Consider the following 14354-nt stretch of genomic DNA (forward strand, 5'->3'; position numbering starts at 1 on the left):
TCGCTGGATGAGGCCTGGAACGACAGATTATTGGCAAACTGGTGCGTGCCCTTATCAAAGGCAAAGTTGCTGCCAGACCGCGTGCCGTTATTCCAGCTCGTATTGTTCCTCATCGTAATCGAGCCCGGATTGCTGTTGAAGGTAAAGCCGTGCTTCTTGTTGCCAAACGCGATGTTATTTTCGACAATATGGTTGACGGCAATATTCGAGCCCCCAAGCTTGAAGCCGTTGCCGTCGCTGTTGGAGGTGGAGAGGCCGGAGGAGGTCGCTCCATTGTTATAGGCGATGCTGTTGCGGATCGTGACGGGATCGATCGGGCCGGTCTCGGTTTTGGCGAACAGATCCCAGCCGTCATCCACATTATAAGCGGCGATGCAACTGTCGAATACATTGCCTGGGCCAGAGGTTAGCTTGGCGGCGAAGCCGTCTGCATCCTCTCCATCGTCCGGGTCATAGTTATTGTGCGAGTACACTCGAATAATCTCATTGTAGCTGGGCCATTCATCCCGTGTTGCGGTAGAGGCGTAGCGAGAGATTTGCAGGCCGCTGTCCTTGTTATGATGAGTCTCGACATTCTCAATCCGGTTATAATTGCCTCCGATGAAGATGCCGTTATCGCCTGCTTCCTTCACCTCGATGCCATAGACATGCCAGTAGTGGCCGTTAATCTGCAGTCCGCGGTTCATCGGATCGAAGGCTTGCGCCGAGAAATCCAGTACAGGCTTCTCGTCGTTATAGCTGGCAATGCGCTTGCGCGCCCCCGCCTGTCCGTTATTGCCGCGTTCGATGAGCACCGTGTTGCTGAAGCTGTATGTGCCGCCCCGCATGTAGATCGTCTGGCCAGGCTGGATACGCGCGATGGCGGAGGTCAATGTGGTCGGCTGTGTGAGTGTACCCGGATGGCTGTCCAGTCCGTGTGGAGCGACAATGAGATCGCCCGCTGCCGGCTCAGGAGGCAAGCCCGGATCGGTGCCACTGCCAGGGTCGCCATCCACGCCCCCTGGAGCTGTCCCGCCGCCGTCTGGGTCAGTGCCGCCGCCCCCCGGATTCGTTCCACTGCCGTCTGGGTCAGTGCCGCTCCCTGAATCGCTGCCCGTGTAGACCGTTAAATTATCGATATATTGGCTGATGGCTGGACTATTCTGCGAATAGACCTTCAGACGGTGCACCTGGCTCGCGGAGGAGGAGGCAAAGTCCGCCTGTTGGAGCACCAATTGCCCGTTGACATAGGTATCGACCTTCTTGGTGGTGGTGTTCATGACAAGCTTGAATTGATACCAGGTATCAGCAGCAAAATCGGAGATCAACTGGTGATGCGTCCCTTGAATGCTCTGGGCAACATGGCGTCCGCCATCACGAGTCTGCAGCTCGACGATCGTTGTGGATGAGGATTCTGCAGTCGAGGAAAATATCTTCATCGGGCGGAGCGAGCTTGCACGCGCGCTGCCCTCATGATACCAGTCGAACTCGACCGTCACGATGCCTGTAAGCGGCTGCTCCAGATCGCGAATGAGCTGTGTCTGCGCAGAGGACGAATGGTCTTCCAGGTAGAGTGCATAGCCACTGCGTCCGGGTGCTTCCGAGGCGGTCACCCGGTTGCTGCTCGTTGGCGGATTGGGCGATACGATGTAATCCTGCGGCAGTTGTCCGGCTGTAAGGTCATCATAATTGTCCTGCAGTACATCATTATTGTCAGCGCTTACAACCTGCGCTGCTCCGAAGCCTAGCAAGCTGCCTGGCGGTACTAGCAGCGCCAGAGTCAGCAGTAAGGATAAGAAGGCAATAGACCTTGCTCTTCCTTGTCTCTTCATTGTTCTCCTCTCCTTCTCCACTCGTGTTGTCATGTCTGTCATCATCCTCCTAATAGTTATTGTAGCGCTTACATTTGGGGCTTCCTCCAAGCTACCCCATGCGAGCGCTCCTTAAATTTACATAAATGGCGTCATAACCGCAATAATCATTACCTCATTAATATCGCATATTATCACGGGTTTTCCGATAATCATGGATTATTTTTGGAACAGGTGTAACCTTTGCCGCCTGTTAAACGTGTCTACAGCAAGGGGGAGACGATGAGATCAGAGCTGGATAGCATTTACAAGCAATACATCCAAGATGTATATCGTTATCTTCTCTCCCTGTCCGGTGATCATCATACGGCGGAGGATCTGGTTCAGGATACATTTTACCGTGCTTATCTCTATCTTGAAGGGATAGGAGAGGAGAAGGTCAAGCCGTGGCTGCTGCGGGTGGCGTATAACGCGTTTATTGATTATACGCGCAAGCGTCGACGCAGTGTGCCGAAGGATGATGCATGGCTGCAGCGTGAACTGACGGATTACTGCACGCCAGAGCAATGGGTGCTGCAGCAGGAGCGGCTAGCGGAGCTCAGACAGAAGGTGGAGCTGCTACCGCCGCGCCAGCGGGAGGCGGTGCTGCTGGTGGACTATTATCAGCGAACCTATGAAGAGGCGGCCAATATCATGAAGGTTACCATCGGTCACGTGAAGGTGCTGTTGTTCCGCGGCAGACAACGATTGCGTAACAGCAGGAAGGGAGATAACGATGATGAGTGAAGCATTCAAGGAGAAGCTGAGGAAGTACGCGGCGGGCGAACTGTCTGCGGAGGAACAGTCGGAGCTGGAGCAGGAGCTGGAGAAGCTGGAGGCATACCAGGACTATCTGAATGAGACGATGACGGAGGAGCCGCAGGAGCTGGACGAGGTGGAGAAGGCCGCGGCTTCAGCGGGAGCGGCAGGGTTGCCAGAGCGGCAGGAACAGCGAAGCGGCCTGCTGGAGGAACGGCGAAGCAGTCTGCCGCAGGAACAGCGAAGCAGCCTGCTGGAGGAACGGCGTATTATTCGGCGCAGCAAGTGGAAGGCGCGGCTTGTCAATACGTTGAGCGTGGTGGTCATCGTCATCGTATGCATGATCGCAGGGGGAATCGTAACCTCTACCTATTATGGCTACGGAGACGATTCAAGACTGGATGAGCTGAAGGATGTCGCCCAATCGGCGATTACCCTGACTCATCCGAATACCGTCTTGAGGTCTGAAGCCACTTCTCTAGGCTGGCTGCTGAACGCGGATGTCGAGGGACAGCTCTATAAGCAGGTTGGGGGCGAGAATATTAAGATCGGCAGCCTGTCGGCGACCTTCATATTGAACCGAATCGGCAAGAAGCATATGAGCTGGGATGATACAAAATATATCAGCACTTCTTTTTATCTGCCTGAAGGCGACCAAGTGGAATCGTCCCGGCAATGGGAGAGGCTAAGGAAGCTTCCCGAGGGAACCGTTGCCGAAGCGGCAGTGTCCTTCGACCACTATTATTCGCTGGATGAGGTGCTCAGGTGGCTGGAGGGTCGTAATCTGCGGATAGAGTGGTTCGCCGTTAAGACCGGAGGGAACGCAGAAAAGGAGGGGTGGGTCACTTCGCCAGTCGGGTTCCCTTTCCTGCCGATCTGGCATGCGGACGATTGGGAGGTCATCAGCAAGAGCGAGGAGAAGCTGAACTGGTTTATAAAGACCGGCTCAATGCTAAAAAGTGCGCCTTCTATCGAGGAGTATGGGGACAGCGAGCTGCGCGAGGCCAATTTTATCAAAACGCTGCAGATGCTGAGTCGTCATCCTCAGGTGACAGCCGCTCTGGCGCCATTTCTGAATGTGCAGGAGGTGCTGGATTATATCAGCAGCAACGGCGTGCGGCTCTATGGAGCGGTCGTTACAGGCCCGACCAAGGAGGTGTTGGCGCTGGAGCGGGAGACGATGATCAAGCATATTGAGGTGGGAGAGACAAGATTGTGGAATTGGGATTAGCATCTTGCCAGTCGCCGAGGGTTCCGCTATGCTAGTTGGATAGCAGGATAAGGGAGAGTGGGCAAGTGGTTCAGAGCGAGTTAAAGCAACCGGAAGCGATGATTTTCGATATGGATGGCACCCTGTTTCAGACAGAGAGCTTGCTGGAGCGTGTGCACGAGAGGCTCTTCGCCCAATTGCGAGCTGAAGGGCTGTACATGCAGCCAACGCCGCCGCTGGAGCGGCTGCTTGGCTGTCTCGGCATGCTGCTTGAGGATATATGGAAGCAGGTGATGCCGGACGGCTCGCCTGAGGCGCATCACAGGGCGGATGAGCTGATGCTGCGCTATGAGCTGGAGGATCTGCAAGCGGGGTATGGAGAGCTGTATCCGCAGGTGAAGGAGACGCTGGAGACGCTGCATGCGCGCGGCGTGAAATTGTTCGTAGCCAGCAACGGGCTGGAGGACTATGTGAAGGGAGTCGCACAGCACCTGCATATCGATCATTTGTTTACAGGCTTGTACAGTGCAGGAGAATTCGGAACGGCTACCAAGGTAGAGCTGGTTGCGAAGCTGCTGTCAGATCATCAGTTGCAGAGCGCCTGGATGGTGGGCGATCGCAGCTCGGATGTGGAAGCGGGGGCGGAGAACGGCCTGCCAGTCATCGGCTGCCAATATGCGGGTTTTGGCCGTGGGGAGGAACTGCAGGGGGCGACAGCTCTCATCGCGAGCTTTGATGAATTGCTGGCTGTGGGTTCCGCGTAGTTGCATCTATATACTGAATGAGAATGGGCGATCCCAGGGCATAATGAAGACGGTCGTGTTGGACGTTTTCGGCCTGCCGAAATTTAAGCAAAAAAGATATTGACTATAATTTAAAATGGTACTATACTAAATAAAGTGATCTGATCCGCTACATTTATTAACGAGGCGATCCGGGTCAGAGCGGCCTAGAGCCGTATAGAAATGCTTAATTTAGAAACAACAGACTGAAGGGATGGAATTATATCATGGCAACTGTACTGTACATTACCGCGCATCCACTGGATGCATCGAGCTCCTTTAGCCTTGCAGCAGGCGAAGCGTTCGTGCAAGCATACAAAGCAGCTAATCCTGGGGACGAGGTTGTTCATATCGACCTGTTCAACGAATACGTTCCGAACATCGATGGCGACGTTCTGAGCGGCTGGGGCAAGCTGGGCGCTGGCGAAGCATTCGATTCGCTGTCTGCTGAGCAACAGAAGAAGATTGCTCGTCTTGGCGAGATCAATGCTCAATTCATCGCTGCTGACAAGTATGTATTCGTAACTCCAATGTGGAACTTCTCCTACCCGGCTGTTATGAAATCGTACCTCGATGCGAACTGCGTAGCGGGTAAAACATTCAGATATACAGCAGAAGGTCCGATCGGCCTGCTGGCTGGCAAGAAAGCACTGCATATTCAAGCTCGCGGCGGCATCTACTCTCAAGGTCCTGCTGCTGAGATCGAGTCTGGACATCGTCATATTGGAGCGATCATGGGCTTCTTCGGAATTACAGACTTCCAAGGTCTGTTCATCGAAGGGCACAACGCTGCTCCTGACAAAGCACAAGAGATCAAAGCAGACGGCGTAGCACGCGCTAAAGATCTGGCTCAATCGTTCTAATATAAAGCTCACAAGCAAAGAGGGCGTCCCGACAGTCATTTCTCGATGACAAAGGGGCGACCCTCTTTTTTGTTGCACAGGTATGCTGTTACGCGTGATTCGCGACCAAGGCAGGCAGCCTGGAGCAAGTGAAGGCCGCATAAGGCTGGCTACAATCAACGCGAGCTGCCCGCAGCTTGTGAAGGTCGCATGAAGCTGCTACATCTCTTGGTCGCGAGCCATGCCGATCGTCTTCTGTCTGCGGCGCGACTTCTGTCCATATAACCAGAGCGCGTATTCGAGCGGTCGGATCAGCGCATTGCGGTAGGTTGCCTTCTCTCCGGCTTGGGCGAACACCTCGCGCGCCGGCTTGGGGTTGACCTCCAGCAGAAAGATGTTGCCCCGCTGGTCGATGGCCAGATCCAGCGCCAGCTCGCATAGATGTCCATAGGACTGCTCCAGATGCTTGGCGATCAGGACGCTGATCTCCTCCGCTTCCTGCTCGATAGCTGTGATCTTATCCTCATTCCCGATCCACTGTCCAAGCAATGCGCGCATTCCTGCTGCTCGGCCGCCGCCATGCAGGTTCGATGTTATGCTTCCCTTCGGGCCGATGCGTCCAGCGCAGCCGGTGGGTTCCCATTCGCCATTGCGGTTCTTCTGCACCAGCATCCGATAATCATGTACGCGTCCGTTGGGAAGCTTGAGCTGAATGCCCCGCTGAATAATATAGCGTGTGCCCTTCATCCCCCAGCCAGACAGCTTCTGCTGGAGCGAGGGGAGCGATACCTTCTCCGGGCTAATGATGCGCCGTGAATGGTCCCGCCCTTGAATGAGCCAGGTACGACCCGAGCGGCTGCTGCGCCCAGATTTGCTTCGCGTGCCGGAGCGCTCGATTCGCAATATCCCGCGTCCGCCTGTGCCATTGATCGGCTTGACGTAGAGCAGCGGATACTTCGCTACCATCTCGCTAATATCCCGACTGCTGTCCATCATGCGCGTCTCCGGCAGATAGGGACGGAAGCGGCTGTCCGCATACAGTGTCTTGTAGACCGTCCATTTGTTGCGTAGCGGACGGTTCAGAAAGGTCAGGTGTCCGTATTTGGCTCGGAACCGCTTGAGCTGCTCGAAGCGATGGCTGCGCTGGATGCGGCACCGATCGTAGATCATATGGGGAAAGGCGCACCATCGTCTTGACCAGGCTTTGCTCTGTGTGTCATAGAACATGCCTTGTATGCGATGCTGCTTATAATTCACGTCCTGCGGGGTGAACACGAATACCTCCAGCCCCAGCTTCTTGCCGGCGGCAATCATCTTCTGGTATACGCTTCGTTCCTCCAGGAAACGGTTGTCATTCAGATATAATGTCATAATCCCGAGGACGGGCTTTGCCACCGGGTTCCCTCCTCTTCTAGTGTTGCTATGCGTCGGCTGCCCGGTTGCCAGGCACCCTCCATTCGCAATGTAGGCTTGCCTGTCGGTCCCCTCAGCAGAGCGACAGCCTTCATGCCGCAGCGGAAGCAGGCGGCCAGGCTGGACGTATTATCCAGCGCCACCTCTCCCTGCAGCCAGCCGCATCGTCGCAGCATCGCCTGCAGCAGCAGACTGCCGATGCCGCGACCGCGGTACTGCGGGTGCACTGCAAGCAGGCATGCTTCCTGCCCGTGCTGAAGCGCTGCGGCGAAGCCGACGAGTCGTCCCTGCTCCAGCGCAGCCGCAACGGCATAACCGGGGGCGGCCAATTGGCGAGGCTCCAGTTGGCGCAGTGCGGCTAATGCTGCGACGGTGATACGCTTGTCGCCGACGCGCGCGAGGAAGGCAAGCAATCGCGGCCGCAGCAAGACCCATCTCTCTCCGGTTATAAGCTGAATGCTCAAGCTTGAGGCGTCACCTGCTCCTAGCTGTTCCTTGATCTCATCCATGATGCCCCCTGCGTCATTGTTGCGCCACGGTTAGCCTTCCTGAGCCTGAGCCTGCCGTTTGCGCTTATTGAGATACATTCCATAGTGGTAGATGCGCTCCAGTGATTTTTTGCGAATATGCGGCTCGTCGAACTTCATCGGCTTCGAATTGGCTTCAAAAAACCACACATTGCCCCCGACATCAATGCCAAGATCCATCGACATCTCGCCAAGCGTCGATTTGCTCCCCCGCTCAATCTGCTTGGCAATGAGCAGTGCCGTCTGCTTCACTCGCACGAGGATGCGCCGCGCCTGCTCGGAGCCAAAGGCAGTGACCAGCAGCTTCTCTGGTTCCTCGATGCTGCCGCCGCGCGGGACATGGGTGGTGATGCTGTTGGGACCAGCCACACGCGCGCCGATGCCGGTCAGATCCCATTGCCCGAGCCGGTTCTTCTGCACGAGCGCTCTCAGATCGAAGCGGCGGTCATGGAAGGAGGCAAGCTCGATGCCTTGTTGTGCGATATAGGCTGTGCCGGAGCTCTGCTTCTTGATTCGTGTCCACAGTGTGCTTAGCGTGGAGCAGCGATAAGTGACGCTTTTCTTCTTCGCCTGTACCCGCAGTCTGTAGGGCTTCGGCTTCTCCGGCTGAAGTCGTATCGTCATGATCCCCATGCCCGCCTTGCCGCCGATCGGCTTCAGATAGAGATAGGGGTATTTGGCGAGCATCCGCTTCAGCCCGGCTGCGCTCATCAGCTTGCGGGTGCCGGGAATGAACGGTTGCGTGCTCTTGGACAGCTTCAGCCATTCGAACAGGCTCCATTTATCAAAAAACTTCGGATTGAACAGACGAATCGCCGGATGCTGAGCGATCGCCGCCAGCTTGCGGCGAACAGTCGGCTGAATCTCATCCTCCCGATAGGGAATCCGGTTATAGATAATATCCGGCAGCGGGAACTGGCGCTGATGCCAGGTGTTCGTGTCTTCGGCATAGGCATAGCCTTTCACTCTGCGCTTGTTCAGCAGCAAATCCTTCGTTGTGACGACATAGGTTATGAACCCCAGCTCCTTGCCGGTCTGCAGCAGATCGGCAAAGTTGCTTCGGTTGCCGCGGAAGAGCTGAAGCTCATCTTCAACGGTCAGAATGGCGAGTACAGGTTTGTTGCTGTGAAGCTCGAAGCTGTCCGCCTCCTCGATCCATTTGAGGTTCATCCGTTCTCCCTCCTGCGGAACCGGCTCAGGAACAGGCAGTGCTCCAGGATATAGGTTAGCGAAGCACGCCCCTCCTCTTTGAGTGCAGGATGCTTGAAGATGGAGCGCCCGGGCTTGGCGTTGGCCTCGAACATGTACACCTCGCCATCCCGATCGATGCCAAGATCCAGACCGAGCTCGCCGAGCGTGTGTGGATAATTGCGTTCGATGCACTGGCATAGCTTGACGGCGACCCGCTTGGCATAATCCAGCACCTCGCCCGCGCGCGGGCCGAAGGTGCGGCCCAGTGCATGCTCAGGGGTCATGAGCGAGCCGCCGTTTTTGATGTGGGTGGTCACGCTGCCGCGCCCTGCTTTTTTGGCGCCGATGCCGACAGTCACCCATTCATTTTTGCCGTTCTTGTGCATGTGGAAGCGAAAATCAAGCGGGCAGCCATCAATCTCTACCAGGCGGATGCCCTGCTGAATCACGTAGCGGCTGAGCAATCCGCCATGGCGTGCGGTAAGCATCCGCATCAGGCTCTTGAAATTGTTAAATCGCAGCAGCACATTGCTTCCTCCACGACGATAGCGGGCGAAGTAGCCGCGCTTGGGATGATAGGTGAGCCGATAGATGCCGTTGCCAAGGCTGCCGGCTGTCGGCTTGTAGTAGACGAACTGATGCTTCTCCAGCAGCTCCTTGATTTTCTCGGGTGTGGGATTATTGATGGATTCAGGCATATGCATCTGGGCTTCTGTATCGCCCTCCAGCATTTTGTACACATCGGATTTATTGAAGAAGCTCCAGTTGAAGAACGGAATTTTCTTGCGGATGAACCGCTCCCGCAACGACTGGATCGAGTTCGTCGTCTCGGCCTTGCGGCTGGGCAGACGATTGTATACGACATCGGGCAGCGGCACAATCTTGCGATACCATCCGCCCTGGGCATTGACGAAATGACCGTTGACCGTATCATTTTGCCAATTGATGTCACGCGGCGTGAAGGCGAAGAAGAAGGCTTTCTTCTCACCGAGTCGGAGCAATTGCTTAATGAAGCCTGTTCGAGTGCCGAACGGTCCGGTGGAGCCATAGCCGGAGTCCGTCAGCACGCCGATCAGCGGGCCGAGCTGCACCTCATCCTCTCCCGTGCTGGTTACATAGACGCTGCCTGATTTGGGAATGCGGATCAACTGGCGGACGCCTGAGGAGACATACAGATGATGGCCGGTTTTTTTGATAGGCTTTACCGCGGCGGTGATGACCTCCTTGCCGAGCTTGATCGACACTGTTTTTTTGCCGGTCAGCTTTAGCTGCTTCATGAGCGGCTGGGACAGATAGACGACGCGATTAGGCTTTTGAGAAAAATGAAGATTGCAAAACGTCAAGCTCATGTAGGAACCTCCTGAAAGTTATCCATAGGGAAACTTTAAAGTTACTATATAAGGTCGTAAGTTGAATGGCGTGTAACCGGCTAATAGCTACGCACTGCGTAGTTGTGCCATCCACAGACGATCAGCCGTTTAATCGGCTTCATGATGCGCGATGCAAGGTGAGTAGCGGCTGCAAAGCAACTGCGCATATTGAAGCGGACGCAGATGAGACAGTCTGGCGGCATGCTGGTCGTCGAGAAGCTGGAACAGGGAGCGCCCTGGCTTGGAGTTCGCCTCCAGCAGCCAGATGCGGCCTTCAGGCTCTACGCCAAAGTCCAGACCAAGCTCAAGCAGTCGGCCGAAGCTCCCCTCCAGCGTGCGTGCTGCCTTGAGACTCGCAGCATGCAGCCGCTCCAGGACGCGCTCGGCCTGCTCGCGGCTGCCCAGCAGGCGCTCCATGAAGGGAGCGGCATGCGCCGCGCAGCCCCCGCCGTGCAGATTGGCCGTCAGTGTCCCGGCTTTGCCAAGCCGCACAGCGCTGCCGGTAACGCGCCATCGTCCCGCCTGATCCTTCTGCACCAGTACGCGAATATCGAAGGGGCGCTGCTCCTTGTCGCTCAGCCGGAGATACGGCTGAATCAGATAGGAGCGGCCTGCCAGGAAGCGTTGAAAGCTTGGGAGCCGGCGCTCTGGTCGCTGAAGCGTACAGTTGTAGGGCTCATTGGTCGCGCTGCGTCCCTGTATGCGCAGGCCGTCCGGCTCGCGCCACAGCCGTATAATGCCGCGTCCCTGCATGCCGCTATCCGGCTTGAGCACGACACCGTGCGGCTCGCGCTCCAGCCAGCGCAGCAGTTGTCCGCTGCCGCGATAGGGCATGGAGCGCGGCAGCAGCTCTGCAAGCTCCGGCTCGTTGCGCAGCGCATGGAACACCGCCAGCTTGCCGGGCAGCTCCGCAGCGAGGCGGATCGATGGATGGCGCTGCTGTATGCCCTGGAGCGCAGCCCTGGAGCGCAGCCGCTGCATGCGAGTCGGGTAGAAGCAGCGGTCGTATACAATATCAGGCAGTGGACATGGCATGCGCCGCCAGTTGCCGCCCGTCAGCTTGTAGCCCTGCAGCACGCCCCGTTCCGCATCATAATCGAGAGGCGTGAAGACGTAGACGTTCAGGCCGCATTCCTCTCCGTAGAGGCTCAGCTCCCTGCAGAGCCGATCCTCAGGCATGCGCAGCGGAGACTCTCCCGCCCCTGGCTGCTGCTGCAAGGCCGGGTCGCTCGGCGATGGTGATGCGGTCGGGCCTGCGTCCTGCGCCGATCGGCGGCCGGGCAGAGCGAATATCTCAATGCCCATGTTCCACTGCGGTAAGCTCATATGGTTCTCCTCCTGCGTCAGAATCCGGTAATGTGCCGGGCATATTGAAGCATAAGCCGCACAGAAGGCCGGATTTTCTGGTCATTGCTGTTAAGCGGTGTATTGTCATTTTTGGAGGGCTTGGAATTGACCTCCAGCAGCCAGACACGACCGCTTGTATCGAGTGCGAGATCGATGCCCAGCTCGGCGAAGTGGGCGGGAATATACTTGTCGACCCCTTTGGCAATCTCCAGAGCTGCCCGCTGGAGTCGGACTGCGGCGTCCTTCTTGGCGGCTGCGGACAGATTGGACTTGGCGACGGCCTCCTTGACCGGACTGAGCGTACCGCCTCGTGCCAGATTCGAGACGAAATGCTGGCTCCCGGCAATTCGCGCGACGATGGAGGTGAGACCCCAGGCGCCGCTAGCGTTCTTCTGTACGAGCGCCCGAAAATCGACGGGCCGTCTCTGGATTTCGATGAGCTGCAAGCCTTGCTGAATCTGATAGCGAACGGTCTTCATTTTGCCCGAGAGGCTGGAGAACAGCTTGGTAAGCTGCGGATAATGCTGCTTGCGCGTCCCCATCGGTGTCGTATACAGCGCCTGATAGCCTCCATTCTCGGTGCGGTTGACACGGATGATTCCCTTGCCAAGACTCCCCCGGATCGGCTTGAGGAACACAGTGGCATAGCGCTGGCACATCGCCTTGAGCATCGGATAATTACGGAGCAGATGAGACTCGGGCAGATAGCGGTGCAGCGCCGAATCATTGCGGAGCGCATCGAATACCTCCGATTTGTCCAGAAACTTCTCATTGAATACCTGCGTTTGATAGCGAAGCTTCGCCTCATTCAACAGGCGCTGCACATTGGCATTGTTCTCCAGCTTCCGCGAGGTGAGACGGTTGTTGATGACATCGGCTACGGGCACGGTCATTCTGCGCCAGCCCGAGCCATAGACCCAGCCCTGGACAGAGCTGCTGCTGCTGCCGATCTGGCTGGGGGTGAAGAAGTAGACATGAGCGCCCTGTACCTTGCATGCGTCGACCAGTTCCTTACAGAACAACGTAATGGAACCGAATGGTTTATCCGGTGCGTCTGGATAATCGCGGCTGATGAGCACGCCAATCAGCGGCCCCAGTGCCAGTGTCATGGACGAGGGCCGGTACTGCAGACGCAGTGTCATACTGCCGGGCATGCCGAGGCGTGCAGCCAGATAGTGGCTTATTCGCATGCCTTCGAATTTGGGTACGGGCACCACCTTGACTTGCTGCCTGTAGGAGCCGAATTTGAGGGTAATGGATTGCCCTTGCGGAATTTTCCATTGCTTCAGATAAGTCTCGCCAAGCATGAGCGCATCTTCAGGGAGACTGCCGTTGCTAATCATCTGTACGGCGACTTTCGTTTTGAGCATTATTGATCTCCTTCCACAAGCAGTTGTAACGAGTGTGAAGGTTGGAAGCCTTGCAATTACTTCATCATATGAGGACATCTATCCCTTGGTGATTGGCCAATTTGTTGCATATAAATAAAAGTCCAGGGCATTCGCCGCGACGCAGAGCGAGCCAGTGGGCGCATCGGCAGAGCAGGGGCATCTGTGACGGAGCAGCTTCCTGAAGCGAAGCCAATTGTGACGGGGATGTTCACGCTTCCGCGGGGATTAGCATCACGGAATCGGTTAGAGCTTGGCGGGTTCGCTGTGGAATGGTATGATCAAAAGAAAACGGATGGAGCGAGCAAGTTTGCAGCGCTGATGATGATAATGATGGAGGAGATACGGCATGAAGGTATACGACAGGGCGTATGAGCTGGCTGAAGCATTAAGGCAGAGCCAGGAGGTGATCGATCTGAGGGCTGCTTGGGCGGCGGTCGAGGCTCAGCAGGAGGCCAAGCAGTTGCTCGCTGAGCTGCGAAGCAGGCAGGAAGCGGTGCAGCAGCGAATTATGGCAGGCGAGGAGCCGAGCGAGCAGGAGCTCAATCAGATGGAGGAGCGCTATGAGTCTGTTAGCCAGAATCCGCTCATCGAGCAGCTATTTGAAGCGGAGCGCCGCTTCGCTGTCATCTTCGATGATGTCAATAAAATAATGAATGATGCGCTGAAGGGAATCTACGAGTAAGAGGCTCAGGCTGTCCACATATTTTGCAGGCGCCTATCATACATATGGAAGTAGAGAGGGACGGGGCGGCAACGGGTGCCGCCATCCCTTATGTATGGAAGGAGGCGTTGAACGTGGACAAGAAGAAGCTGCCTAACGCCATATATCTGATTCTTGCGTTAGCCATGGTGCTGATTGCGATCCCCAGACTGGAGCTGGGCGCAGGTGGGACACTATCCACCGTGTTTGGTCTGATCTGGATCGGATTTGCTCTGCTCGTCATTGCTGCCAATCTGTATACGTTGCTTGGAGTCGATGAGGAGACGCGGCAGCAGTTGGATCGCATTCGACTCGCCAAGCGGCGGATGTGGCAGCTCAAGCTGGAGCGCGGCCTTCGCCGCAGCAAGGCGAAGGGGTAGTCACAGGCTGCTGACGAAGACATGATGTGCGGGCTGGCTCCGCAAGCCACAGAAGTTAGGCGGAAAACGATGGTTTCCGCCTAACTTTTTTGAATGGCTTTGTCCGTCAAGGACGGCAAAGCCGTCTACGCTTGAAATAGAACTATGATGCATTCACCTGAATTGTTCACTCAGATACGAGCCGAAGGTAATCTCCTTGAAGGTTTCCTTCCACGGCGAAGCGGCTTCTAATTGCTCGTAGAGCGCTTCCGCTTTTTGCAGGCACACCGATTGAACCACTTGGGAATATTCGATACACCCGGAGGTATGAATCATGTGGAGTAGCTGCTCCTTCTGCGTCAGCAGATCATCTACGGTAATGCTCCCTGCATAATAGTCCTGGAATAGACGAAAGGCATCATCTTCAATGGAGAGCAGATACAGCGCCGGCAAGGTTCGCTTCTTGCTGAGCAGATCGTTCTTCAGATCCCATCGCACCAGATCCTTCCTGTCATTCTCAATCTGATGAATAAGACCGAGGCAGTCGGCCAGATCGTGTAATGTCTCGATCGTCTCCGCTGTACAGTCCAGGGATGCATAGCCCATCAGACAGGCGAAGCGGAATAGGGAGCCG

Annotated in this window: 14 protein-coding genes and 1 pseudogene; 7 read left to right on the forward strand and 8 right to left on the reverse strand. The window is 56.1% G+C overall.

Annotation, left to right across the window (positions count from 1 at the left end):
* Positions 1 to 119: 119 nt before the first annotated feature.
* Positions 120 to 1856: pseudogene (locus ACY1JZ_RS10010) on the reverse strand (right-handed parallel beta-helix repeat-containing protein); the annotation flags it as partial.
* A gap of 216 nt (positions 1857 to 2072) precedes the next feature.
* Between ACY1JZ_RS10010 and ACY1JZ_RS10015 the strand changes: the two are divergent.
* The 4 genes from ACY1JZ_RS10015 to ACY1JZ_RS10030 all read left to right on the forward strand — a co-directional run bounded on the left by ACY1JZ_RS10015 (position 2073) and on the right by ACY1JZ_RS10030 (position 5443).
* Positions 2073 to 2576 (forward strand): sigma-70 family RNA polymerase sigma factor, encoded by a 504-nt coding sequence (locus ACY1JZ_RS10015; protein ID WP_462629045.1) that lies wholly within the window; start codon positions 2073 to 2075, stop codon positions 2574 to 2576.
* Entirely contained in the window at positions 2566 to 3819 is a 1254-nt protein-coding gene (locus ACY1JZ_RS10020; protein WP_462629046.1) for an anti-sigma factor, read from the forward strand. The genes ACY1JZ_RS10015 and ACY1JZ_RS10020 overlap by 11 nt, the downstream gene beginning before the upstream one ends.
* 98 nt (positions 3820 to 3917) lie before the next feature.
* Positions 3918 to 4562, forward strand: coding sequence for an HAD family hydrolase (locus ACY1JZ_RS10025; RefSeq protein ID WP_270172572.1), 645 nt, complete (start codon positions 3918 to 3920; stop codon positions 4560 to 4562).
* Positions 4563 to 4807: 245 nt separating this feature from the next.
* Entirely contained in the window at positions 4808 to 5443 is a 636-nt protein-coding gene (locus ACY1JZ_RS10030; protein WP_270164821.1) for an FMN-dependent NADH-azoreductase, read from the forward strand.
* 198 nt (positions 5444 to 5641) lie between these two features.
* Here ACY1JZ_RS10030 and ACY1JZ_RS10035 read toward each other — a convergent pair whose 3' ends face one another.
* From ACY1JZ_RS10035 to ACY1JZ_RS10060, 6 genes are all read right to left on the reverse strand, one after another.
* Entirely contained in the window at positions 5642 to 6817 is a 1176-nt protein-coding gene (locus ACY1JZ_RS10035) for a YheC/YheD family endospore coat-associated protein (RefSeq protein WP_270164819.1), read from the reverse strand.
* On the reverse strand, positions 6790 to 7344 hold the full coding sequence (locus ACY1JZ_RS10040) for a GNAT family N-acetyltransferase (protein ID WP_270164817.1): 555 nt from the start codon (positions 7342 to 7344) through the stop codon (positions 6790 to 6792). The genes ACY1JZ_RS10035 and ACY1JZ_RS10040 overlap by 28 nt, the downstream gene beginning before the upstream one ends.
* A gap of 30 nt (positions 7345 to 7374) precedes the next feature.
* Positions 7375 to 8532 carry a YheC/YheD family endospore coat-associated protein gene (locus ACY1JZ_RS10045; protein ID WP_462629047.1) on the reverse strand — a complete coding sequence of 386 codons (1158 nt, stop codon included), beginning with the start codon at positions 8530 to 8532 and terminating at the stop codon, positions 7375 to 7377.
* Entirely contained in the window at positions 8529 to 9902 is a 1374-nt protein-coding gene (locus ACY1JZ_RS10050) for a YheC/YheD family endospore coat-associated protein (protein ID WP_462629048.1), read from the reverse strand. Before ACY1JZ_RS10050 ends, ACY1JZ_RS10045 begins: the two co-directional genes overlap by 4 nt.
* A gap of 129 nt (positions 9903 to 10031) precedes the next feature.
* Positions 10032 to 11249: a YheC/YheD family endospore coat-associated protein gene (locus ACY1JZ_RS10055; protein ID WP_462629049.1), complete on the reverse strand. Its 1218-nt coding sequence runs from the start codon at positions 11247 to 11249 to the stop codon at positions 10032 to 10034.
* A gap of 17 nt (positions 11250 to 11266) precedes the next feature.
* The gene (locus ACY1JZ_RS10060; protein WP_462629050.1) at positions 11267 to 12640 is read right to left on the reverse strand and encodes a YheC/YheD family endospore coat-associated protein; all 1374 of its coding nucleotides are present in this window, start codon (positions 12638 to 12640) and stop codon (positions 11267 to 11269) included.
* Between the two features lie 183 nt (positions 12641 to 12823).
* Between ACY1JZ_RS10060 and ACY1JZ_RS10065 the strand changes: the two genes are divergently transcribed.
* Genes ACY1JZ_RS10065 through ACY1JZ_RS10075 form a run of 3 tightly spaced genes read left to right on the forward strand, consistent with a single transcriptional unit; the run spans position 12824 to position 13741 of the window.
* Complete coding sequence (locus ACY1JZ_RS10065; RefSeq protein ID WP_462629051.1) at positions 12824 to 13033, forward strand: hypothetical protein; 210 nt, start codon at positions 12824 to 12826, stop codon at positions 13031 to 13033.
* Positions 13008 to 13343, forward strand: coding sequence for a YlbF family regulator (locus tag ACY1JZ_RS10070; protein ID WP_270164806.1), 336 nt, complete (start codon positions 13008 to 13010; stop codon positions 13341 to 13343). Before ACY1JZ_RS10065 ends, ACY1JZ_RS10070 begins: the two co-directional genes overlap by 26 nt.
* A gap of 44 nt (positions 13344 to 13387) precedes the next feature.
* Positions 13388 to 13741, forward strand: coding sequence for a hypothetical protein (locus tag ACY1JZ_RS10075; RefSeq protein ID WP_462629052.1), 354 nt, complete (start codon positions 13388 to 13390; stop codon positions 13739 to 13741).
* Positions 13742 to 13894: 153 nt separating this feature from the next.
* Here ACY1JZ_RS10075 and ACY1JZ_RS10080 read toward each other — a convergent pair.
* Positions 13895 to 14354: polyprenyl synthetase family protein (locus tag ACY1JZ_RS10080; RefSeq protein ID WP_462629053.1), on the reverse strand; the 460-nt coding region annotated here is incomplete at its 5' end.

The organism is Paenibacillus sp. J5, from assembly GCF_054955055.1.